The organism is Chryseobacterium oleae (genome assembly GCF_900115055.1).
Classification (GTDB): Bacteria; Bacteroidota; Bacteroidia; order Flavobacteriales; family Weeksellaceae; genus Chryseobacterium; species Chryseobacterium oleae.
In genome coordinates this window covers 1-23797 of sequence record NZ_FOVD01000007.1, presented here as the reverse complement: position 1 = coordinate 23797, position 23797 = coordinate 1, and the positions used below count along the sequence as shown (strand labels likewise).

Below are 23797 nucleotides of genomic sequence, written 5' to 3'. Positions count from 1 at the left end.
AATTTTTTCAACATTAGTTCAAAACATTTGGGCTATAAGTTTTGTCTGAAAATCAACAAAATATTCTAGGCAGAATAAAAAAATATTCTACTTTTGCAAAAGTTCCCTTTCAAGAAATATATTTTAAACCCATATTATTATTAAAGAAATAAGAATCTGTTTTAGATATGTTGAAAAAAAATGATGAAAAAATAGACGGATTTCTATTCCCAATAGTATTCCCTTTTCTACTATATTTCTTATCTTATTACAGATTTGGAGCCTCCTTGTGCACCCTGCACCGGTTAAACAAAACCTACAACTAGCATGAGTGTATTACATCCATATTTTATAGTGGCGATTGTCTATATGCTTTTTTTTAGTATACAGGAAGTTTTCGGCAAGAAAGTAGATAAAAAGTGGCTTTGGTTTTTGGGAGTCTATCTCATTATATTGGTCGGTTTTCGTGACAATGTAGGCCCGGATTACGGAAGTTACAGAGGGTTGTACATCTACTCAGATACCAAAAGCTACGAAAGTATCTTTCTGAAGATGCTGCATATGGAGGGTTCAGACCATCTGGATGTCGAGTGGCTGTATACATTAGTGAATAAGCTCCTGCTGAACGTCTTCGATGCTCCTTTTTACGTCCTCACCCTGGTCGTCGCTATTGCCGCCATTTTTTTTAAGGTCGAGTATACTGAGGATAATACATTTTATCCCTTTACATTTACCCTGTTCATGTTTGTTCCTTACTTCTTTGTAGGGGAAAGTGGGCAGATCAGGCAGAACCTGGCAACATTTATTGTTTATTTTGCGATACGGTATATCAAGCAGCGGCAGTTGTGGCATTATCTGTTCTTTATATTCATTGCATCAGGGATTCATACAGTCAGTTATCTGTTTCTTCCGATGTACTGGTTTGCCCGTGTGCCATTAAGTAAAACCATAATGCTGCTTCTAATCATCGTTTCCGTATTTCTCTCCCCGTTTGAGGTATACCGTGTATTTGGAGACTTCTTAAGTGGTATGGCTTCTGATAACGTCCTCGTGGAAGGCTTGAACGGTTATATGGATGAATCTATAGAAAGACTGAACGGAGGTTTTGGGATTCCCGAAGCGATGATGATGATCCTTACCTTCTTCCTCTTTGCTTTTGATACGAAGATGAAAGAACTGTATCCATATTACGAATATCACAGAGCTTATGCGGTAATAGGAATATGTTTTTATTTTATTTTCAGAAATAATCCCGTGTTTTCATCAAGACTTGTAGGGGCATTTATAGGATTCTCCTTCGTTATTATCCCTAATGCTATGTATGTGGTGTCCAGTGGGATGAAGAAAATGATCTATGCCTTTATTTTAGCTCTTGTTATTTTTAATATTATTGTTTTTTGTTCATTTAACAATATTAAAGTGGGTAGATTTACAACCGAGCTTTACAACAATCATATTCTTCCTTAAAGACTTACTCTATACATTATACTATATAAAAGGCAGCCGTGAAGCTGTCTTTTTTGTTATTTCTTTTCTGTATAAAACAATGACCGCTTCAGTATTATCAATAGACGGAGCTGTTGAAAAATGAATAGCCAAATCCTCTTGCTTCCTGTCTCTTTTATTAAGATTTATTCAACTTGAATTCCCGGTTCCGATATGTCATTTGAATCATTTATTTTTGCTCCTTGTGAAACGAGTTGTGCCGTTTTTGTATTTATAATCTTTTACTGATTGATTATTAATGATATAATTTGAATATTTAATTCTTATTTATATTATTAATGATTTATTATTGGCGAAGGCTTAAAAGTTGTATTTCCTGAAAGGCACACAAGTCTAAGGATATGAGAAATTTAGTTAAAAATTTTGCGGCAATTTTTTGCTTAGTGTCGATTGGTACCTATTCCATGAATAGCAGGGAATTAAATGAAATTCCTCCCTCGTATAGGCATACGGAAAGATTAGAGTCAACAGGTGATACCTTACGGAGACCTGGTAGCAGAGAGATAGCTCCGGACTGGACAAAAGCTCCCAACAGTTATATTTTTGATCCCGGTCAAAGCAGTGAGGGGCTGCTCATCCCGGTGCGGAAAGCTTACGCCATGTGGGCAGACGATAAATACATTAAAGGCAGTGGCATTCCTGCCGGAATAGTAACAGCCGATGTCTTGTGGGAAGATTCCCACGGGCTGATCAAATCGGGAACAGGCTACTCCCTCGAGATTCTGGATTCTAATCAGAATGCCAAAATAAAAGTTCCCATTAATAAAACCAAAAAAGGAAATGCCGTTATTGCTTTAAGAGTCAACGGAGAGATCTACTGGAGCTGGCATATCTGGGTAACTGACGATCCTGGTAACGGATCAACTTACAAAAGCTTTAGCAACATTACAAGAATGAAGACCGACGGAACCGTTGAGCCCATTCCCGATTCCGACTGGGGATGGATGGATCGTAATCTCGGCGCTTTGAGCAGCTCTATCACTTCTTCAGACTGGAACAGGAGTATAGGACTTCTCTATCAGTGGGGACGGAAAGACCCGATCCCACCACTGGTAACAAGAGGAAATGATTTCTATGAAGTGTCCGGTTCCGCGGGGAGAGTGAGACACAGGGCAGCGAAGAACTTTGCCGGTGCTGCAAGTATCGATAACCTTACAAAATTTGTCCCGTTTGCTAATGCTGAAGTGATCGGCAATATAAGACTGTCCGTAAAGAACCCGCTCAGTCTGATCTATGTAAATAAAGATGGCAGTAATAACCAGGCGTACTATAATAATAACCCGAATCTTCCGGTCAATTGGTTTGGCCGTTTCTCAGAAATGGGCGATGGAAGACTTTCAGAGCTTAATCTTTGGTCTGATAATTCCCAGGGGATAATCAGTGAGGATTATAATAATGACAGCAGTGCTCAGCCCTACAGAGACAAATCCCCTTACGATCCATGCCCGAACGGATGGAGAGTGCCATCCATGCTCGTTGCTAATTTAGGCTCTCAGTCTTATGCAGATGATATCAGGGTGGATTTTTCTCCTTTCGGGGTCAGAACCAATATGGGGAAAGATCTTTTTGAAACGAATAAATATCACATTATAAAGCCTACTGATACCGGTGCTCCTGTGTTCATGACCGGATTCAGAATTTATCCCAATCTGGGTTTTGATCTTTCGAATGTGGGTGGAAACAATATGGGTGTTTTTCCGGGAACAGGACAGTTAATCAGAAGTGCCCATGAAGGACAGTATACCGACCAGCATCATACCGCTTTATGGACCGCCACGATGGGCAGGCATTTTGATGGATCTCCAACAGTAATTACCAGAGGGCTTTATATGATCCCCGACAAAGGTCAGCCGGACATCCCTGATCCTGCTTATCCCAACATTAAAGGAAGATATACCTATATGCCGATGTCTGGAATGTATACCTCGGAAGCGAATGGCTGCCGATGCATCAAAGACCCGCTGTATGTTGTGAATAAATATAATTTTCCTTCTGAATATTTAGCGCCCTCTGCAGAGTACAGAGAGGGAATCAATAATCCCAATACCTATCAGGCTGTTAAAAATAATCAGCTTTTTACAGTAGAAATCCCTGTAAGCAAAGCCTTTTCAGTACAGAGCCAATTGCTGAATAATCAGGGAATTCTGAATCCTTCCAGTTTTAGCAGCTTAAAAGCAAATGTGTTGTGGACGACCAATACAGCTCTGATCAATAAAATAAATGTGGTTAATCCTTCACCTTCTTCGCTCCAAAGTATCAGCGGTTCAAAAATCTCAGTGGAAATCAGAGCCAATCAAAGCGGGAATGCTGTAGTAACACTTCATAACGGAAGTATTACATCTCCGGTATACTGGAGCTGGCATATCTGGATCACGGATTCTGCTCTCGGATCTTTTAATTATACGACAGAGCTTCCGGCAGTTGAGGCGGTCAATTATGTGAATTATGTAAACAAAGCAGATGTCGTACTTCAAACAGAGTTTATGGATAGAAACCTGGGAGCAACAGATGCTTTTCCAATGGTTGCTAACGGATTGAGTCCTACTACTGCTGAGCTTGCCAAAATAAGAGCTTCCACAGGAATGCATTATCAATGGGGAAGAAAAGACCCGATTCCTACATTTCAATATGCAGATAACAGAGCTTCCTATAATATATTTTTAGGAACGGCAGCAGATAATGGGACAGTGAGTTACACCACACTCACTCCTGCGACTTATAATACGATGCCGGGAAATTATATTGTTCCTTACAATACATATGCAGCATCTGTAAATGCACAGAGTACAGACCGACCTGCAGAGAAAGTGGCGAAAGTGATGTCTTACTCTGTTAAAAATCCTCTGATATATATGATTCCGAGTTCTTTTGCTTCCTATAACAGTGCCATGCCGAATTATACCAATGGAACAGACTGGCTGGCGAATGAACCCAACCTTGCTCCGGACCGATGGGGGAGAGGAGGGAAGAAATCTCCCTTTGATCCATGTCCTGAAGGCTGGAGAATTCCGGATATTACAAGTTCAGCTTTGATTTCGAATCAGGATTTTGGACAGTCGCCATGGTATAAAAAAGATAAAAATGCAGCCACTTTTTACAGTGTAGCCACAGATTATTCCGGAACAAGGGTGAGAAATCCTTCTACAACATCTACCATTGGCTATATGTTTAACGGTGCCGGATACACGGTAGGGAACTTTCCGGATTCAGGATCCCGCGGGTTCAGAAGTGTTCTTGCGAATCAGTCACTGCAAGGGACTTTCAATACTGTGAATTTTCAGTTTCCGGGGGTATGGACGGGAGCTTTGGCGGCCAATTATCTGGGAAGATCCATTAATGTTTTATTTGATGCAGCATCTGCATCCAACCGTTTCATCGCTTTCCATGATAACAACGACCCGTATTTCGGAACGGGCTGCCGATGCGTTAGAATGAAATATGATTCCGATGGAAATGAAGCTGGACCTATTCCGAAACTGCAGATTACCGCTTTGGCTTCGGGAAAGGGAGCTGCCGTTTTAAGCAGTGCTGAGGTAAAAGAAAAAGTAAATGAAAATAAAATCACCTTATTCCCGAATCCGGTAAAAGATGTCCTTTATATCAATGCACCGGAAAAAGACGGATACTATTATCAGATCTATAATATGTCGGGACAGCTGGTGAGATCCGGCAAGTTTGAAAATGGAAAGACAGACCTTTCTGCACTCACTTCAGGAATATATTTGGTAAGAATCAATAATTCTGAGAAAATTGTAAAAATCATTAAACAGTAAAACAAAAAAAGCAATAGCAGAGCAGAATAGGGTTTCCTGTTCTGCTTTTTTATGTCTTCCATATACTTTGCATCTATCAACACCGATGAAAAATTCTATATCATCTATTTTATTGAGTTTAAATTTTGCCGTAAACTCTACGCCCTAAAGGACTTGATATCTATTAAAATGCCCTCGGGGAGGCTTGTTAAACGCATCTAAATATTAAATTAAACTGTTTTAACAAAAAGTATATAATAAAAAAGCTTTACTTTTGCAAAAAATTTTTTTAGAATGTCGAAAAATTTAGTAATCGTAGAGTCCCCGGCAAAAGCAAAAACTATTCAGAAATATTTAGGGAAGGATTTCGAAGTGAAATCGAGTTTCGGACACATCCGTGACCTTCCGAAAAAAGGTATGGGAATAGATCTTGCCACCTTCAGTCCTGATTACGAAGTTTCGGCTGATAAAAAGAAACTGGTAACAGAATTAAAGGCCGCAGTAAAGAAAGCAGAGATGGTATGGCTGGCTTCCGATGAGGACCGTGAAGGGGAAGCTATTGCATGGCACCTTGCAGATGAATTGAAATTAAAGCCTGAAAACAGAAAAAGAATTGTTTTCCACGAGATTACTAAAAATGCCATTCTAAAAGCCATTGAAAACCCAAGAGATATTGATCAGAATCTTGTGAATGCCCAGCAGGCAAGAAGAGTTCTGGATAGAATCGTAGGTTTTGAAATGTCTCCGGTACTTTGGAAAAAAGTAAAACCGGGTCTTTCTGCAGGAAGAGTACAGTCTGTAGCCGTGAGATTAATCGTAGAAAGAGAAAAAGAGATCCGTGAGTTTGTTCCGAAAGCGAGCTTTAAACTGGACGGGATCTTCTTAAATAAAACTGAGCAGGAAATTTCTGCCAAACTTAAAAAAGACTTCGAGAAAGAAGAAGACGCAGAGAAATTCCTTGAAAAAGCAAAGACAACAGAATTTAAAGTTCTGAATGTTGAAACAAGACCGGGAACACGTACTGCATCTGCACCGTTCACCACTTCCACACTACAGCAGGAAGCTTCATCAAGATTAGGATATAATGTAACCAACACCATGCGTCTTGCCCAAAGGCTGTATGAAGAAGGGTACATTACCTATATGAGAACGGACTCCGTGAACCTTTCCCAGGAAGCTATCGAGGGCGCAAAAAAACAAATTACATCAGAATACGGCGCTGAATATTCTTCACCAAGAAATTATACCACAAAATCGGCATCGGCACAGGAAGCTCACGAAGCGATCCGTCCAACGGATTTTGCTGTAAAAAGTATCGGTGATGCCCAACTGAACAGATTATACCAATTAATATACAGAAGAACACTGGCTTCTCAGATGGCTAATGCTAAAATTGAGAAAACGGTCATCGAAATAGGAAATGCATCACTGCCCCAGCATTTTGAAGCACAGGGCGAGGTGATCATTTTTGATGGTTTCTTAAAAGCTTACGGAATTGTAAAGACAGAAGACGATGATGAGGACAACAACGAAAAATTACTTCCTAAAGTAAGTGTAGGTGAAATCTTAAGTTATAAAAAAATTACAGCTTCAGAAAAATTCACGAGACCAAGTGCAAGATACACGGAAGCAGGTTTGGTGAAAAAGCTGGAAGAATTGGGAATTGGACGTCCATCTACTTATGCACCGACGATTCAGACCATTCAGAACAGAGAATATGTGGACAAAAGAGAAATTGATCCTCAGACCCGTGAAGTGGTGAAAATGTCTCTTACAAACGATAAGATCAAAAAAGAAGTTCTCGAAGAAAAATTCGGGGGCGACAAAAATAAATTCATCCCTACAGATATCGGTGAAGTCGTAAATGACTTCCTGACTGATAACTTCAAAGAAATTCTGGACTACGGATTTACAGCAAGAGTAGAAGAAAGTTTTGACGAAATTGCAAACGGAGACCAGAAGTGGAAAGAAATGATGACCACTTTTTATTCAAAATTCCACCCGAGAATTGAAGATGTAGAAGAAAATGCAGACAGAGCCAATGGCGACAGACTTCTTGGAGTAGATCCTAAGACCGGTAAAAATGTTCATGCAAGAATCGGAAGATTCGGAGCCATGATCCAGATCGGAGAAACGGAAGATGAAGAAAAACCAATCTTTGCTTCCCTGATGACAGGGCAGAATATTGCAACCATCTCGCTGGCAGAAGCTCTGGAACTTTTCAAATTGCCGTTTGAACTAAGTGCATTTGACGGACAGCCTGTTTCTGTAGGAGTGGGCAGATTCGGACCTTATGTGAAGTGGGGCGAAACATTCATCAGCATTCCAAAAGGAGAAGATCCGCTTTCAGTAAGCCAGGCGCGTGCAGAAGAGATCATCAACGAAAAGAAAAAAGCTGATGCACCCATTGCTTCTTACAAAGGAGATCCTGTAACGAAAGGAACCGGAAGATTCGGACCTTTTATCAAATACAAAGATCTTTTTATCAATGTTCCTAAAAAATACAATTTCGATAATCTTTCTCAGGATGACATCAATGAACTGATTGATGCGAAACTTGAAAAAGAAGCCAACCGATACATCCAGCAATGGGAAAAAGAAAAAATTTCCATTGAAAACGGAAGATGGGGCCCATTCGTAAAATTCGGGAAAGCCATGTTTAAAATTCCGAAGAAAAAAGACGACACCAAATATGAAGCGGAAGAACTGAAAGATGTGTCTCTGGATGAGGTAAAAAAATGGATCACGGATCAGGATAAAAATGCTTTTGCAGAGAAAAAGAAACCGGCCGCCAAGAAACCTGCAGCTAAGAAAACAACTGCAGCTAAAAAGCCAGCCGCCAAAAAGAAGTAATAGTAAAATAAATATACAAAGCCGTTAACAATATATGTTGACGGCTTTTTTTATCAACAAAAAACGCCACAGCATATGTACTTGCTGTGGTTTTTTTGTATGTTTGTTCGGTAAAGGAATTAATAAACTAACATTTTCTCAAGTTTTCAGATTAAAAATATGGATTTTGAAGATTTTATCATTTCACCAAGAAATTTCAAAACAGAAAGCTGGCAGATAGGCAGCAGAATCACGAAAGATATCAAAGAAGACAGCATTGTCCTTCTCTTTGTTTCGGATTACAGAGGCGCGGGCGGCGATGCGGAAGTACAGGATTTTACAGCGGTAAGAAAAGAATTTTATAAACTTTCACAGCTGGATTTTGAAATTCCTGTCGTAGACCTTGGCGATCTGGTTTCCGGAAAATCTGTTCAGGATTCCCATTATATTCTGCAGGAGGTTTTATCGGCATGTCATTACAAAAGAGCTCTTCCGGTCATTATCGGGGGATCTAATGATTTTGCTTTTTCATTATTTTCCACATTGAATTTTCATAAGAAAAATATTAATTATACCCAGATCAGCAATATTATTTCCCTGAAGCAGGGTGAGCAGATCAATGAGCATACTTTTTTAGGAAAAATATTAGGTTCTAAAAATTTCTCGATTAAAAATTACCATCATTTAGGCTATCAGAAGCATTTGAATGAAGCAGATTCCATCAGACTGATTAAAGAAGTGGAGTTTGACATCATCCGTCTTGCCGAAATGATGAATTCCACAGAAAAAACAGAGCCTTTCTTCAGAAAAACCGATCTGGTAACGTTGAATTGTGATGCGGTTGAAAGTTTCAGCGAGCCGTTTTCTATGAATCCTCAGGTCAACGGATTGAACAGAAGAGAAATCTGTGCCTACATGAAAGAAATAGGACTGAGTGAAAATTTAAAATCTGTCGGGATTTTTAATTATAATATTTATTCGGAAAACCAGCTGAATCACCAGTTGCTGGCCCAGATGATCTGGTATCTGATCGAAGGAATCAATATCCAGAGGTCTCATCCAAGGGAAAGACATTATGAACTGTTCTATGTTTTGATAGATGATGATCAGTATGCTTTCAAACGGGATACATTCAGTAATTTGTGGTATTTTGGAGACGATGAGAATATTGAAAACTGCATTCCATGTTCCAAAAAAGATTTTGAAGAAGCAAAAAGAGGAACGCTTAATCCCAGGTTGACCTTTTAAGGATACACAAGATGAAAAAAAAGATTGTTTTAAGTATTGTTCTGTTAGCCGGAGCCTTCTGCTTCGTTTATTTCTGGAATAAATACGCTTATGCCGGGGAAGAAAATTATTTTTCATCCGGTACAAAACCCGAAGAAGGTTTACAAATAGGTATTATTGGTGACAGCTGGGTCGTAAGGCAGAATCTGGATTCCCTTTTAAACAGAAAACTATCAGACCAAGGCATTCATGCAGAGATCTATTCGTCCGGAAATCCGGGTGCGAAGACCAAAAGGATCTATGAAAACCTTTTTAAAGAAGATGGTGAAGAATTTTCTTCCAAAAAAGTGATTGAGAAAAAACCGGACTATTGTATCGTAATCGCAGGCGTAAATGATGCAGCCACCCATGTGGGACCGGATTTTTATACCCATCACATGATGATGATCATTAAAACATTGCTTCATTACAACATTAAACCGGTGGTAGTTTCTCTTCCCGAATTTGGAGTGGAAGAAGATTTTAAAAATAAGAATATCATAAGCGGACTCAGCAACAAAGGTGCTGAACTGGTTTTAAACGGCGGTACAGCATTTAAAATACAGGATTACAGAAATGCACTCCTGAAAGATTTAAAACGTAATGGGCTGGATCAGAAAGTAGTCGTTTTAAATTTCGATGAAGTGACCAGAGATTATGAAAAAGACAGGAGTCTGTTTGGAGATCCTTTGCATCTGAATAAGCTTGGATACCAGAAGTTCAGTGAGTTTTTAGCAAAAGGGATTATTAATTTAACAAGAACAAAATGATGGTTTCAATTATAGTTCCCGTTTATAATGTTGAAAATTATCTGGCCAAATGTCTGGATTCTCTTATTAACCAAAGTCTTCAGGAAATTGAGATTATTGTGGTGGATGATGGAAGTAAAGACGGTTCCGGATTGATCATTGAAGAATATGCCCGGAAATTTCCGGCTAAAATAAAAGCTTTTACCAAAGAAAACGGAGGTTTAAGCGATGCCCGGAATTTTGGGCTGGAAAAAGCATCAGGAAAATATATCGGTTTTGTGGATAGTGACGATTACGTGACGGAGACGATGTTTGAAGAAATGATGCAGCTGGCAGAAAAACATAATGCCAAAATGGTGATCTGTAATATCCAGAAAGTGGACCAGAACGGGAAAATTATCCAGAAACTGACTCAGATTCCTCATTTATCTGAAAAGATAGTGTTGGAAGATCATTTCTCTGTATTTTCAGATTTGAGTTATTTTGCCTGCAATAAGCTGTTTAAAAAAGAGCTTTTTGACCATAAAAGATTTAAGAAGGGAGTTCATTTTGAAGATATCCAGCTGATCCCGCAGTTGCTTCTCGAGTGTGAAGTGGTGGCCCAGACGCAGAATTTTCATTATCAGTATCTGGAACGTACAGATTCTATCACAAAAACCCACACCGAAAAAGGGTTGGATATCCTGAAAGCAGTGAAAGATGTGGAAGTGGCCTTTGAAAAATCCGGATATTCCCACAAAAGAAAAGAATTGAAAAATTTTCAGATCTTTGAAGGGGTATATTCTTTTCTGGCTTATGTGGCATTTGTGAAGAGCGAAGAAACTTTCAATACAATGGCTGATGAACTGGCTGTTTTTAGGCAGGAAAGGAAAATAAATATTCAAGATATATTGAGCTATAGTCGTTTTGGTAAGAATTATCTTTTATCTTTGCCGGTGAAAAAAAAGATTTTTTATCTGTTATTTTTTGCCGGACAAAAGAAACTGATAAGAAAAATGTTATAACACAAATGATAAGTGCAATTATTTCGGTCATTACTAAAACTTTGACAGAGAGTCTTTTAAAAAAAGATTTTAATGAGTTTTATTGGAGGCATGGATGATGTGCTTGATAAAAAAAAATGAAGAATTTTGAATTGTTCTTAAGCGAATCAGGAATTTCTATTTTTTACGTGAAAATAGGATTCGGTTTTCTGTTCGCTTTTTTAATTACCTTTTTCTCCATACCCACCATCATTAAAATATCCAGAAGAAAGAATCTTATGGATGAACCCGGAGTAAGGAGTTCCCATCTCAGAAAAATCCCCAATCTTGGCGGGATTGCCATCTTTTATTCCATCGGGATCAGCGCATCGATCTTTGCGTATGAGCTTTTTGATCTCTACAAATTTTTATTCGCCTCATTAATTATTCTTCTCTACATCGGAGTTATGGACGATATTGTGGTGATGCGGGCGTATAAGAAGCTGGTGGCACAGATCATTGTATCTTCACTTGTGGTGATAGGATCAGACATCAGAATCCGGAGTTTATTCGGGATTTTCGGAATATATGAGATGAGCTATATTGTAAGTGTGCTGTTCAGCATCATTACTTTTATTATTTTAATCAATGCATTCAATTTGATCGACGGGATCGACGGGTTGGCCGGGGGCTATTCTGTGATCTGCAGCGCGCTGTTCGGGATAAGCTATTACAGACTGGGTGAATATAATTATCCTCTGGTTGTTTTGTCCGCGATTATCATAGGAACCGTATTGGCATTCCTCTATTACAATTTATCCAATTACAGGACCAGTAAAATATTCATGGGAGATACGGGATCTATGCTTCTTGGTTTCCTGCTGGCTTTTACATCCATCTGTTTCATTGATATTTTCATTGATAAAGAACTTCCCAATGTTCCGAGATATCACCTTCAGTCGGCACCTGCCGTAGCAGTAGCTATTCTTATTCTGCCGATTGTGGATACTTTAAATGTGATCATTGTAAGGCTGTGCAATAAGAAATCGCCGTTTGATGCAGATAAAAACCACATCCATCACAAGCTCCTGAAACTGGATCTTACCCATAGACGTTCCACATTTTATATCATTGTATATTATCTTATGATTGTGACGGTAGCCTACTACCTGAGACATCTTAACATCAATCTTTTACTGTTGATCATTGTCTTATTAGGTTTTTTTGGTGCTTATCTACCGGATTTGATTTATCGTTTACGAAATAATAAGAAAATATCAATTTAATTTTTACTTTTGCAATACATTCAAATATGATGAAGAACTTAAAGTATTTATTTTTAATTTTCCCCTTGTTTATTACTTCCTGCATCACCAAAAAAGATGTAAGGTATATGCAGCCAAGTGAAAGCCTGGTCATTAATGAAGAAGGATTGGTTCCCTACAACATTCCCACCTATCGAATTACAAAAAACGACATTCTTAATCTCAACATTGTGACCACTCCTAAGGGAGATGCTGCCCAGTTTTACTCGTCTCTGAATTCTTCAGGAGGAGTGAATGGTACAAGTAACCCTGCTCTGAGTGGAATTGGAGGGGCTACAGGAGGTTCTGCTACGGGTGGAAATATGAACTTTTATTTTAACGGACTGAAGGTAGACTCCAAAGGAGATATCAATGTTTTCGGGATAGGCTATGTGAAAGCAGAAGGAAGAACGGTAGAAGATATCAGCCAGGAACTTCAGGAAAAAGTAAATGAAAATTTTCAGGAAGGAAAAGCAGAAGTAAGACTGAATACCAACGGAATCACCTATTATATTTTGGGAGATGTTGAAACTACAGGTCTTTCAGGTGAAAAAGTAGTACATAAAAATACGCTTACAATTACCGAAGCATTAGCAATTAACGGAGGTTTGAACAGAACCATTGACCGTAAAAATATCGTTATCCACAGAAAACTGCCGGAAGGAATCAAGAAGGCAAGAATAGATCTTACCCGTGAAGATATCATGAATTCACCTTTCTACTACGTGCAGAATGGAGACGAGATTTATCTGAATACCAGAGGGAAAAGCTTGAACGGATTTGGAAAAGATCCTGTTCAGACCCTAACTACCGGGGTATCCGTGATTACGACAGCATTATCAATTTACCTACTTCTTAAAAATCTTTAACTATGATTCCAGAAAGAGACACCAAAGTAGGGAAAAACGAACCCCAGAAGGAAAAGTATGGATCGTTTGCGTTATTTGATATTGAACATTTCCTGAGAAGAATACTGAAAAACTGGTACTGGTTTGTATTTATGCTGTGTATCGGCTATGCTGTTTCCTGGGTATACAGTAAATACTATGCTCAGAACATTTATGCTTCAAACCTTTCCTTAAGTATATCTAATAATACCTCCAGTTATTTTACGCCTAACCAGTCCATCAACTTTATCTGGGGACAAAGCGGAAATCAGGATGGGATTTATCTGAAAAAAATGCTTCTATCCAGATCTCATAACGAGTTTTTGGTGAAGGAGCTGGACCTTTTTGTGAGTTATTCTACGAAAGGAATGATCAAATCCACCTATATTGATAAAACGGATTCGCCGGTTTTTATGCAGATTGATAAAAAACATCTTCAGCAAATCAATTATCCGGTTACTCTGATTCCAAAAGGAAATGACTCTTATGAAGTAATTCTTCCTGAAGAAGGGCAGTCTACCAATTTATACAGCTATGAATCAGAAGGATTTCAATCGATTAATGGCTATAACAGACCTGCCAACAAGATCATCAAGATCAATGAATGGTACAATTCTCCGAACCTTAGATTCAGACTGCTTAAAAGTACAGAAACCCCTAAAATAAAGGTTGACAATATTATCGTAACACTTAATTCTGTAAACCAGAGTGTTAATGATATTGTTTCCACGATAGGCGTAGAGTTTGACAAAGAGATCGGTACGATCATGATTATTAGTAAAAAGGGATTCAATCTTAATAGTACCGTTAATTTCCTGAATAAATCAGTAACTGAGCTTCAGAAAAAGAGATTGGCAGACAAGAATATCGTTAATAAAAATACAGATGTTTATCTGCAGGCCAATATAGACAATATCCGCAAAAAGCTGGATTCAAGCGCAGCAGTCCTGAATTATTTGAAAACTTCGGAAAAGCTTTATAATATTAAGGACAGAGATGAAAAATCTTTAGACAAAATAAAAGATCTTGAAGCGAAGAAAGCTGATATTGTAAGTAAAATCAGTTCACTGAATAATATCAGAACTACCCTTCAGGCACAGGACTTCGATAAGATGATCAGCACCAATGCTGCTGGTTTTGAAGATGGCTTCTTCTCTGCTACCGTTACGGAACTTAAGGCTTTGTACACGAAGAAAAGAGAAATGGCTACTATTTATAAGCCGAACTCTGAGCCTATCAAAGAAATAAACAGGCTTATTGACGAAGCGAAGTCTGGCTCATCAGGCACTTTGAGAAATTATTACACGAAGTATTATGATGAGATCAGTAAGATCGAACGTCAGGTAGCGGAGGCAAATTCCGATCTGACCTCGTATCCTGAAAAAGAAAGAAAATATCTGGATGCCGAGAGAGGGTACAATATGATAGAAGCTACCTACAACAGCCTTTTATCCAGACAGAATGAAGCTCAGATGAAAGTGGCGACCAATCAATCTGATATTACGGTAATTGACCCTGCCAAGAATTTGGGACAAGGTGCAATAGGTCCCAACGTGAAAGCAATCAAATTTGCAATTATTGCAGGATTACTGTTGCTTCCGTTATTATTTATCTTGATAGGAGAAGTTCTTGATAACAAGATCAGAAATATTAAAGAATTGCTGAGCGCAACCAAAATCCCACTTTTGGGTGTGATTGGAAACAACAGCAACGAGAATATGCTGACTGTTCTTGAGCAGCCTAAATCTTCAGTTTCAGAAGCATTCAGAGGAATACGTGCCAGCATTAGATTCCTGATGGAGAACAATAATGAAGACGGAAAAGGAAAAACGATCCTGGTAACATCTTCCATCGGGGGAGAAGGAAAAACATATATTTCCATCAACCTGGCTTCAGTAATAGGATTGAGTGATAAAAAAACAATCCTTCTTGGGATGGACCTTAGAAAACCGAAGATCTTCGGAGATTTTAAGATCGATAATAAGTATGGGATCTCGAATTATCTTACGGGAGAAGTGGAGATAGATCAGATTATCAATAAAACAAAGATTCCGAATCTGGATGTGGCGACTTCAGGACCGATTCCTCCAAATCCTTCAGAACTCTTAATGAGTGAAAGAAATATCAGATTTATTGAAGAGCTGAAAGATAAATATGATTTTATCATCATCGATTCTCCACCGGTAGGCCTGGTAGCCGACTCTTACGAGCTGATGAAACATTCTGATGCCAATATTTATGTGGTGCGTCATGAATATACAGAAAAATATATGCTGAAAATGATCACTGAAAAGTATCACAATGGTGAGATCAATCATTTCGGACTTATATATAATGATTACAATACGAAGCAGGGATATGGCTACGGATATGGTTACGGATATGGATACGGCTACGGATATGGCTATTTTGATGAAGACAAAAATTATAAAGAACCGCTACTGATAAAAATACGAAATAAGGTACAGACAATATTTAATAAAAAATAGCGTTTTAAACCCTCAGCAAATGGGGGTTTTTTTATACTTTCAGTATTTGGAATCTAAGGAAAAAAGAATATTTTTGGCACTTTGCCGTTTACTTTATAACAAATTATGTTTTTTTGTTTATTTTTAACTATACATTAAGAATATCATTAATATAAAAATGTTTTATATTTGCAAAAATTAAATTTTAAAATAACCATAAATCCATATTCTTTTATGAATAAAAAATTATTGTTTAGCTTTCTTGCCTTCCTTGGAATGGTAAGTGTTAAAGCACAAAGAAACGAATTGGGAGTTCGTCTAGGGATGAGTAACCTAGTAGGGGACGTAGGAAGGACCAATTACATTTTACAAAAGCCGTTGGATTTAGACAGGATGTCAGAATGGGGATTCCCATTTTATGGAGGTTTATTATATAGATTTAATTTTAATCCGCATCAGACCGTGAGATTGGACCTTGGGTACAACCAGATCCAGTTCAGCGATAAAGCTGCGAAAGAAGAATACAGAGTGAACAGAAACTCTTACGGAAAAAATAACGTATACGAAGCCAGTTTAATGTTCGAATACAATCTTTTCCCTGTTAATAATGAGCAGGTAAGCATGGTAAGCCCATACATCTTCGGAGGTATCGGTGCTTTGATGTTTGATGCTCCCAAGGCGGATCTTGTGAACGATTTCAGAAGAGATGCAGACGGAGTGGCACAGGCTCCTCTTAATGAACTGGATTTTAAAAGTACTCCGGTATATACATTAGGAAAAAAAGTAACCATGCATATTCCTTTTGGAGTAGGTTTAAAGTATAAGTTCAATCATAATTGGGCTATATTTGCAGAAGCTACATTCAGATATACAATGACGGATCAGCTTGACCATAGCAGATTAATGCCAAAAGATGTAACATCCAGCTTTAATGCGGATATTTTGGATCCTGCTACAGGAGCTTCGCTGTTGCAGTCTGGAAACTATTATGCAGTCTCTAAAGAAAGAGAGCAAGAACTTATTAACAAAAGAAATATAGGTGACGAAAGGTCTAAGGACTGGATGAATACTTTTAGTTTAGGACTTACCTATTCATTCGGAAGACCACCGTGCTATTGTGATTAATTAATATGTCGTTGATTAAAGATAAAATAAATTCTGAGAATTTACCGAAACACGTCGCCATCATTATGGATGGCAATGGAAGATGGGCAAAAACTCGTGGCGAAGACAGAACCTTCGGTCACAAGAATGCCATTAATGCAGTAAGAAATGCCATTAATGCCTGTAATGAGATTGATATACCTTATTTAACACTGTATACATTTTCTTCTGAAAACTGGAGCCGTCCTGCAGATGAAGTAAGTACACTGATGAATCTGCTGGTGGAAACTTTATTGCTGGAAGCTGAAGAAATCTTTAGCAAAGGCCTCAGAATGCATGTTATAGGGAATCTGGCAAAGCTTCCTCTCCTGGTGAGAGAACAGCTGGAACGTGTAGTAGAGCTTACAAAAGAAAACACAAAAGGGAACTTAGTGCTGGCAATAAGCTATGGCTCACAGAACGAAATACTGGAAGCCGTGAAAAACATCAGTTCTGACGTGAAAGATGGAAAAGTTGATGTTGAGAATATTGATGAAAAATTATTCGAAAGCTACCTTTATACAAAAGACTTTCCTCCTGTAGACCTGTTGATAAGAACCAGCGGAGAAATAAGAATAAGTAATTTCCTCCTTTGGCAGATTGCTTATGCGGAACTACAGTTTTTAAATGTCCTATGGCCCGATTTCACAAAAGATATCTTCTTCCAGTGTATTGTTGATTATCAAAATAAGGAAAGAAGATACGGATTAACCGGCGATCAGATAAAAGCCCAATAAATTTAAAGAAAAGAAAGACTCGATAAAATGAAGTTTAGACTATTACCCATCATAATGTTTGCGGCTTCTGCGCATTTTTATGGACAAGTGACTCCTCAGGACAGCACTAAAGTAAATAATGCTGTACATGCAGAAAATGGCACAGGAACGTACACGCTTAAAGACATTGTTGTAGATGGGGTAAAAAAATACACGCCGGCTCAGATCTTACGATTTACAGGCTTAACAAAAGGCGAAGTTGTAGATATTCCAGGACAGAAAATCAGCAACGCTGTTAAAAAGCTTTGGGATACCCAGTCTTTTTCGGAAGTTGAAGTGTATGTGCAGAGTATTGAAGGAGAAACCGTAATTTTAAGATTCTACCTGCAAGACCTTAAAGAACTTGGTGAAGTAAAATTCGCAGGTAAAGGAATTGGTAAATCTAAAAACGAAAAACTGATCAAAGACAACAATCTGAAGCCAGGAACTAAGATCACTCAAAACCTGATCTCCGGCCTTAAGACCAAAGTCCCTAAAGATTACGTGAAAAAAGGTTTTGCTGATGCCAAAATTACCATTCAGGATAAAGTGAACGCAAATGACCCGTCTATGGTAGACTGGACCATCAATGTAGATAAGGGCAAGAGAATAAAAATCGACCATATTGAATTTGAAGGAAATCAAAGCGTTACTGATGCCAAACTTAGAAATAAAGCTTTCAAAGAAACCAAACAAAAAAGATTTGGTATCGGTGGAATCCTGAAATCTTCAAAGTTTATTGAAGAAAAATACCAGGAGGACAAACAAAGCCTTGTAAGCTATTATAACTCTTTAGGATACAGAGATGCTACTATCGTTTCAGATTCTGTATGGAGAAATAAAAGAAACAATTACGAGATCAATGTAAAGCTTAAAGAAGGTAAAAAGTATTATATCGGAGATATTACATTCACCGGAAATACCGTTTACGCAACAGAGCATTTACAGAGACTTTTAGGATATAAAAAAGGAGATATCTACGATGCCGTAGGTTTCAACAAAAAAGTAGGAGAAGACGGAGGTAAAGAAGATGACTCAGATATCAAATCTGTGTACATGAATAACGGTTACCTTTTCTCCAGCGTTACACCGGTAGAAAAATCAGTATCAGGAGATGCTGTAAATCTTGAAATCAGAATTACTGAAGGAGAGCAGGCAACCTGGAACAAAGTAACATGGCAGGGGAATACAACTACCCATGACCATGTGATACTTAGAGCATTAAGAACAAAACCGGGAGAGCTTTTCAAAAAGACAGAGATTAAGAGAACGTACTTTGATCTTGCGGGAATGACTTTCTTTGATCCACAGCAGGTAGGTCAGGATATTCAGCCAAACCAACAAGACAATACAGTAGATATCAACTGGAAATTAGTTGAAAAAGGGTCTTCTCAGGTTCAGCTACAGGCAGGTTACGGTGGTAACAGCTTTATCGGAACATTAGGACTTACGTTCAATAACTTCTCTCTGAAAAACTTCCTTAAGTTTAAAGACTTTAAGCCGGTACCTCAGGGAGACGGTCAGACCTTGTCTATCCAGGCACAGGCCGGACAGTATTTCCAAAACTATGGAGTATCATTTACTGAACCTTGGTTGTTTGGAACAAAGCCGACAGCTCTTTCAGTAAGTTTAAATACATCAAGAGTAAAATATAGTGATAGTAACGGGCTTGCCCAGAAACTTAATATTTTCTCCGCATCAGTAGGTCTGAACAGATTGCTGAACTGGCCGGATGATTATTTCTCACTATATACAGGACTTCAGTTCCAGAAGTATACCTTCAGTAACTATCCGTTCCAGTTTGGAGATGTCACAGAATTGTATGGTGATGCGAATAACTTAAGTCTTAACTTAGGTTTAAGCAGAAACTCTGCAGGTCTTGACCCTATTTTCCCGACAATGGGTTCAAATATTGAACTTTCCGCGAAAATGACTGCTCCTTACTCATTGTTCAGTAATAAAGATTATACTACAATGTCACCCGTGGATAAGTACAAGTGGATGGAATTCTATAAAATCAAGTTCAAAGCTGATATCTATAATGAGATCGCCGGAAAACTGGTATTAAGATCTTCTGCTGAAATGGGATTCATGGATGGATATAACAAAAAACTGGGTGCTCCGCCATTCGAAAGATTCTATGTAGGAGGTACAGGTTTATTTGGTGGTAGATATGACGGTCGTGAATTGATTCCTTTAAGAGGATATGAAAATGCTACCACTTACGGAGGTGAGCCGGATGATATCACACCAAAAGGAGGAGGTACCATCTATAACAGATTTACATTAGAATTAAGATACCCGATCTCAATGAACCAGACTGCTAAGATCTATGCACTTACATTCGCTGAAGGAGGTAACGTATGGAACAGCTGGGGAGCATATAACCCATTTGAATTGAAAAGATCAGTAGGGGTAGGGGTAAGAGTTTACATGGGAGCTTTTGGTTTGATCGGATTTGACTTTGCTTATGGATTTGATAAGACAATCTCCGGACAAAAACAATCTAAAATGATTCCTCACTTCTTAATGAACCAATCATTATAATTCATAGATATGAAGAACTTTAAAATCATTTTCACATTTGTATTGTTTCTCCTTTTCGGGTTTTCAAACGCCCAGAAAGTAGGAGTGGTAGACACAGGCTATATTTTAGACAAGATGCCACAATACAAAGAAGCTGAAGCAAGATTAAACTCCCAGATCGATACCTGGCAATCTGAACTTCAGAATCTGCAGTCTGAGTACGAAAGAAAAAAAGCGGCATTTGAAAGTGAGAAAGTATTGTTGATAGGAGACCAGCTGAAGCTTAGAGAAAAAGAAGTAATGGATCTTGAAAAGAACATCAAAACGACAACCAGTTTGCGTTTTGGAGCTAACGGAGAGATTACAAAACTGAGAACAAACCTTGTAGTACCTTTCCAGGATGAGATCTGGAATGCCATCAAAACAATGGCTGAGAAAAACGGATTGGGCACGGTTCTTGATAAAACCGATAACAATGTGCTTTTCCTTCTTCCAAGATATGATTATACAGAAAAAGTATTGACGATCTTATTGAAAGGATCTACATCTGATAAAAAAGAAAAATCTAAAAGCAAAAAGTAAATCAATTAACTTTTGCTTAAATTTACAATCTAAAAACAAATTAAATTATTTATTTTACCAATTATGAAAAAATTAAGTGTATTATTTGCCGCGGTAATAATGGTTGTGTCGGTAAGTATGGCAAAAGCTCAGAAATTTGCTACTGTAGATGTAATGGGAGTGCTTAATGCGATGCCGGAAAAAAAGAAAGCTGATGCTGATATAAAAACTTTCTTAGATACAAAACAATCTGAGATCAAGAAAAAAGCAGACGCAGGTCAGGCTAAATTAAAGCAATATACGGACGAAGCTCCTAAGAAAACAGCTGACGAGAACAAAGCAAGAGAAGCAGAATTACAGAAGCTTCAGGAAGAAATCGGACAGATGCAGGAAAAAGCTGGAAAAGATTTAGAAGCTAAGAAAGATGTTGTTTTCGGACCAATTGAGAAAAAGTTAAATGATGCAATCGAGAAAGTAGCTAAAGCTAACGGATACGAATTCATCATGGATGCAAATTCTCCGGCATTTGTTTACAGAGCTGGAGCTGATGCTACAGCAGCTGTTAAGAAAGAATTAGGGATCAACTAATAAATTAACAAAGTTTTATAAATTAACCGCCTCTTTTAGAGGTGGTTTTTTTATTTTTGCGCTATGGAAAAAGAAGTATCAACAACCGTAAAAGTTAGGTTCAGCGATTGTGATCCGATAGGACATTTGAATAATGTAAAATACCTGGATTATATGTTCAATGCCAGAGAAGATCATGTAGAAACATTTTATGGATTCACCTATGAAGAATACACCAAGAAAACAGGGTGTACCTGGATTGCCATTCAAAATGAAATCGCTTACCTGAAAGAAGTAAGATACAATACACAGGTTGTGATCAGCAGTAAAACCATCGAAATACAGGACAGAACGGCTAAAGTGGAAATCTTAATGAAAAGCCTGGATGAAAAAACAGTGCATGCCGTACTCTGGGTTACCGTGATCTATTTCAATATCAAAACAAGAAAATCCGAAATTCACCCGGAAGATATAAAGGAAACGTTCCATAAGTTCTATGTAGACCTTGAACAGAAAGATTTCCAGCCAAGAGTGAAATTTTTAAGATCTCAGAACGCAAAAAATTCGTGATCAGATGATAAAAGAAAATAATCGCGCATCATAAAGCGAACCTTTTCTTTTTAACAGTACATTTGATAAGTAAAATAATAAAATTACAGATGAAAAAAATAGCCGTATTAGGAAGCAACGGACAGTTGGGTAACTGTATCAGAAAAATTGCACCTGATTTTGAAAACTCTTATGAGTTCATATTTACAGATTCACAAACCTTAGATATTACAGACGAAGATCAGGTCAGTAGCTTTTTTTATGACAATAAGCCGGACTACTGTATCAATGCTTCTGCATATACAGCCGTTGATCTGGCTGAAAAAGAAATCGATAAAGCTTTTGCAGTCAATGCAGATGGAGTTGGATATCTGGCTCAGGCTTGTGCAGATCATAAAAGTATCCTGATCCACATTTCCACCGACTACGTTTTTGATGGAGATACCAATCTTCCCTATTCAGAAGATGACTTTACCAGCCCGACGGGAATCTATGGGGAATCAAAAAGAAAAGGAGAAGAACTGGCCTTGGAGATCAACCCAAGAACCATTGTTTTGAGAACCTCTTGGCTCTACTCAGAGTTCAATAAGAATTTTGTTAAAACAATGCTCAACCTTTTTTCTCAGAAAGAAGAGCTTGGAATTGTTGCCGATCAGTTCGGGCAGCCTACCAATGCCAATGACCTTGCAGAAGCAATCATGGATATTATTCAGAATCCAAACAAAAACTTTGGTGTTTTTCATTTTTCAAACTATCCGGAGACCACCTGGTTTGAGTTTGCTAAAAAAATCGCAGAATTTTCAAACTCTTCAATACACTTAAACCCTCTGACAACAGAACAGTATCCTACTCCTGCAAAAAGACCGGCCAGAAGCACCATGTCTTTAGATAAAATAGAAGAGGTATATAAGATTGAACCCAAACATTGGGAAAACAGTCTTGAAGAATCTGTCAGAATACTAACACAACAATAATTATGATCAAGAATCTCGCAGTCGCCTTTTCCATATTCTGTGCCCATCTGTGTACTGCCCAGAATGTATACCTTTCAAAGGTTGCAAAAACAAACGACAACACAGATAAATTCCTGTATCAAAAAACTGAATCTACAGTAGGTGCCGAATATTTGGGAGAAATAGAAGTTCAGGGATTCTCAAATGATGACGCTGCTATTTTTTCATTAATATATAAGAAGGCAAAAGAAATCGGAGCCAATACATTTTCATTTAAACCTTTTGAAAACATAGATGGAACTCTGCAGTCTCTCAATCCGGCAAATTATAAAATTGCTTTATACTATACGCCTAAAGAAGAATTGAAGGTAAAGAAAGGAATGGTGTATGTTTTTGCTTCCTCAGATAAAGATCAGAAGATTAACATCAATAAGAAGGATTATATATTGACTCCAAGATCCTACCTTACCCTGGACATCATTCCCGAAGAGGTTTACACCATTTCAACAAAGAAGCTTTTAGGTTCCACTATTAAGGTTCAGCCTAAGACAGCCGACGAAAATCTCTATTTCCAGGCTTCTTCCGCCAAAATAAAATCCGACACCACCGGAAATGGCGGTTTGAATCTAAAATCCGGCGACATCATAGGCTTGGAAAAGTCCTATGCCGAGTTTTTAAGCCTGATTTATGAACACGTAAAAAGGTAAAATCACTATTACAGAAAAGGGAAGTCGAAAAATTAAACATTAGTTTAAAATTTTTCTCTCTGCTTACCAGTGTTTTACGATTTAATGGGGCCTGTTCGTGAATTTTATGTTAAATAAACTTGTTTTGCGTATGAATAAGTTGTTATCTTTGCCCCACTTAAAAACGAGAGTTATACAGTAGCACAGAAGAGCTTTTAGATAAGCATAACTATTTAGAACGAGCTTTAAGAGACAAGCGAAAAACTTTTAAAACTTTTAGAAATAAAAGTTGTGAGATTTAAAAAAGTTTGTATCTTTGCAGTCCGGTTAAACGGAGCGCAGAAGTGAGTAA

The 23797-nt window shown here is 38.0% G+C and carries 17 protein-coding genes; all 17 read left to right on the top strand.

Translation table 11 applies throughout. From position 1 onward, the window contains the following. Positions 1–306: 306 nt before the first annotated feature. The 17 genes from BM143_RS18730 to BM143_RS18650 all read left to right on the top strand — a co-directional run bounded on the left by BM143_RS18730 (position 307) and on the right by BM143_RS18650 (position 23466). Positions 307–1446: an EpsG family protein gene (locus tag BM143_RS18730; RefSeq protein ID WP_228430893.1), complete on the top strand. Its 1140-nt coding sequence runs from the start codon at positions 307–309 to the stop codon at positions 1444–1446. Between the two features lie 380 nt (positions 1447–1826). After that, the gene (locus tag BM143_RS18725; RefSeq protein ID WP_090026337.1) at positions 1827–5258 is read left to right on the top strand and encodes a T9SS type A sorting domain-containing protein; all 3432 of its coding nucleotides are present in this window, start codon (positions 1827–1829) and stop codon (positions 5256–5258) included. 273 nt (positions 5259–5531) lie between these two features. After that, positions 5532–8090 carry a type I DNA topoisomerase gene (gene topA, locus BM143_RS18720; RefSeq protein WP_090026335.1) on the top strand — a complete coding sequence of 853 codons (2559 nt, stop codon included), beginning with the start codon at positions 5532–5534 and terminating at the stop codon, positions 8088–8090. Positions 8091–8249: 159 nt separating this feature from the next. After that, positions 8250–9317, top strand: a complete 1068-nt coding sequence (locus BM143_RS18715; RefSeq protein ID WP_051891229.1) for a formimidoylglutamase — start codon at positions 8250–8252, stop codon at positions 9315–9317. Positions 9318–9328: 11 nt separating this feature from the next. Next, positions 9329–10105: an SGNH/GDSL hydrolase family protein gene (locus tag BM143_RS18710; RefSeq protein WP_090026333.1), complete on the top strand. Its 777-nt coding sequence runs from the start codon at positions 9329–9331 to the stop codon at positions 10103–10105. Next, a complete protein-coding gene (locus BM143_RS18705) occupies positions 10102–11088 on the top strand; it encodes a glycosyltransferase family 2 protein (RefSeq protein WP_090026331.1) in 987 nt (328 codons plus the stop codon). Before BM143_RS18710 ends, BM143_RS18705 begins: the two co-directional genes overlap by 4 nt. Before the next feature lie 116 nt (positions 11089–11204). Further along, positions 11205–12332, top strand: coding sequence for a glycosyltransferase family 4 protein (locus tag BM143_RS18700; protein WP_090026329.1), 1128 nt, complete (start codon positions 11205–11207; stop codon positions 12330–12332). A 26-nt stretch (positions 12333–12358) separates the two neighbouring features. Next, a complete protein-coding gene (locus BM143_RS18695) occupies positions 12359–13219 on the top strand; it encodes a polysaccharide biosynthesis/export family protein (protein WP_090026327.1) in 861 nt (286 codons plus the stop codon). Positions 13220–13221: 2 nt separating this feature from the next. Beyond that, on the top strand, positions 13222–15726 hold the full coding sequence (locus BM143_RS18690) for an exopolysaccharide transport family protein (protein ID WP_090026325.1): 2505 nt from the start codon (positions 13222–13224) through the stop codon (positions 15724–15726). 213 nt (positions 15727–15939) lie between these two features. Continuing rightward, entirely contained in the window at positions 15940–16830 is an 891-nt protein-coding gene (porG, locus tag BM143_RS18685) for a type IX secretion system protein PorG (RefSeq protein ID WP_034727024.1), read from the top strand. 5 nt (positions 16831–16835) lie between these two features. After that, positions 16836–17585, top strand: coding sequence for an isoprenyl transferase (locus BM143_RS18680; RefSeq protein WP_090026323.1), 750 nt, complete (start codon positions 16836–16838; stop codon positions 17583–17585). Between the two features lie 27 nt (positions 17586–17612). Next, positions 17613–20150 (top strand): outer membrane protein assembly factor BamA, encoded by a 2538-nt coding sequence (bamA, locus tag BM143_RS18675; RefSeq protein WP_090026321.1) that lies wholly within the window; start codon positions 17613–17615, stop codon positions 20148–20150. Between the two features lie 9 nt (positions 20151–20159). Continuing rightward, a complete protein-coding gene (locus BM143_RS18670; RefSeq protein ID WP_034727027.1) occupies positions 20160–20711 on the top strand; it encodes an OmpH/Skp family outer membrane protein in 552 nt (183 codons plus the stop codon). 63 nt (positions 20712–20774) lie between these two features. Beyond that, a complete protein-coding gene (locus BM143_RS18665; protein WP_090026320.1) occupies positions 20775–21278 on the top strand; it encodes an OmpH/Skp family outer membrane protein in 504 nt (167 codons plus the stop codon). 63 nt (positions 21279–21341) lie between these two features. Further along, positions 21342–21827, top strand: coding sequence for an acyl-CoA thioesterase (locus BM143_RS18660; RefSeq protein ID WP_034727029.1), 486 nt, complete (start codon positions 21342–21344; stop codon positions 21825–21827). Positions 21828–21892: 65 nt separating this feature from the next. Then, entirely contained in the window at positions 21893–22780 is an 888-nt protein-coding gene (rfbD, locus tag BM143_RS18655; RefSeq protein WP_262484256.1) for a dTDP-4-dehydrorhamnose reductase, read from the top strand. 2 nt (positions 22781–22782) lie between these two features. Continuing rightward, positions 22783–23466, top strand: a complete 684-nt coding sequence (locus BM143_RS18650; RefSeq protein ID WP_090026316.1) for a hypothetical protein — start codon at positions 22783–22785, stop codon at positions 23464–23466. The last annotated feature ends 331 nt before the right edge of the window (positions 23467–23797 follow it).

Coding starts and splice junctions, on each gene's coding strand:
- BM143_RS18730 (WP_228430893.1), top strand. CDS start 307: ATGAGTGTATTACATCCATATTTTATAGTGGCGATTGTCTATATGCTT.
- BM143_RS18725 (WP_090026337.1), top strand. CDS start 1,827: ATGAGAAATTTAGTTAAAAATTTTGCGGCAATTTTTTGCTTAGTGTCG.
- topA (WP_090026335.1), top strand. CDS start 5,532: ATGTCGAAAAATTTAGTAATCGTAGAGTCCCCGGCAAAAGCAAAAACT.
- BM143_RS18715 (WP_051891229.1), top strand. CDS start 8,250: ATGGATTTTGAAGATTTTATCATTTCACCAAGAAATTTCAAAACAGAA.
- BM143_RS18710 (WP_090026333.1), top strand. CDS start 9,329: ATGAAAAAAAAGATTGTTTTAAGTATTGTTCTGTTAGCCGGAGCCTTC.
- BM143_RS18705 (WP_090026331.1), top strand. CDS start 10,102: ATGATGGTTTCAATTATAGTTCCCGTTTATAATGTTGAAAATTATCTG.
- BM143_RS18700 (WP_090026329.1), top strand. CDS start 11,205: ATGAAGAATTTTGAATTGTTCTTAAGCGAATCAGGAATTTCTATTTTT.
- BM143_RS18695 (WP_090026327.1), top strand. CDS start 12,359: ATGATGAAGAACTTAAAGTATTTATTTTTAATTTTCCCCTTGTTTATT.
- BM143_RS18690 (WP_090026325.1), top strand. CDS start 13,222: ATGATTCCAGAAAGAGACACCAAAGTAGGGAAAAACGAACCCCAGAAG.
- porG (WP_034727024.1), top strand. CDS start 15,940: ATGAATAAAAAATTATTGTTTAGCTTTCTTGCCTTCCTTGGAATGGTA.
- BM143_RS18680 (WP_090026323.1), top strand. CDS start 16,836: ATGTCGTTGATTAAAGATAAAATAAATTCTGAGAATTTACCGAAACAC.
- bamA (WP_090026321.1), top strand. CDS start 17,613: ATGAAGTTTAGACTATTACCCATCATAATGTTTGCGGCTTCTGCGCAT.
- BM143_RS18670 (WP_034727027.1), top strand. CDS start 20,160: ATGAAGAACTTTAAAATCATTTTCACATTTGTATTGTTTCTCCTTTTC.
- BM143_RS18665 (WP_090026320.1), top strand. CDS start 20,775: ATGAAAAAATTAAGTGTATTATTTGCCGCGGTAATAATGGTTGTGTCG.
- BM143_RS18660 (WP_034727029.1), top strand. CDS start 21,342: ATGGAAAAAGAAGTATCAACAACCGTAAAAGTTAGGTTCAGCGATTGT.
- BM143_RS18650 (WP_090026316.1), top strand. CDS start 22,783: ATGATCAAGAATCTCGCAGTCGCCTTTTCCATATTCTGTGCCCATCTG.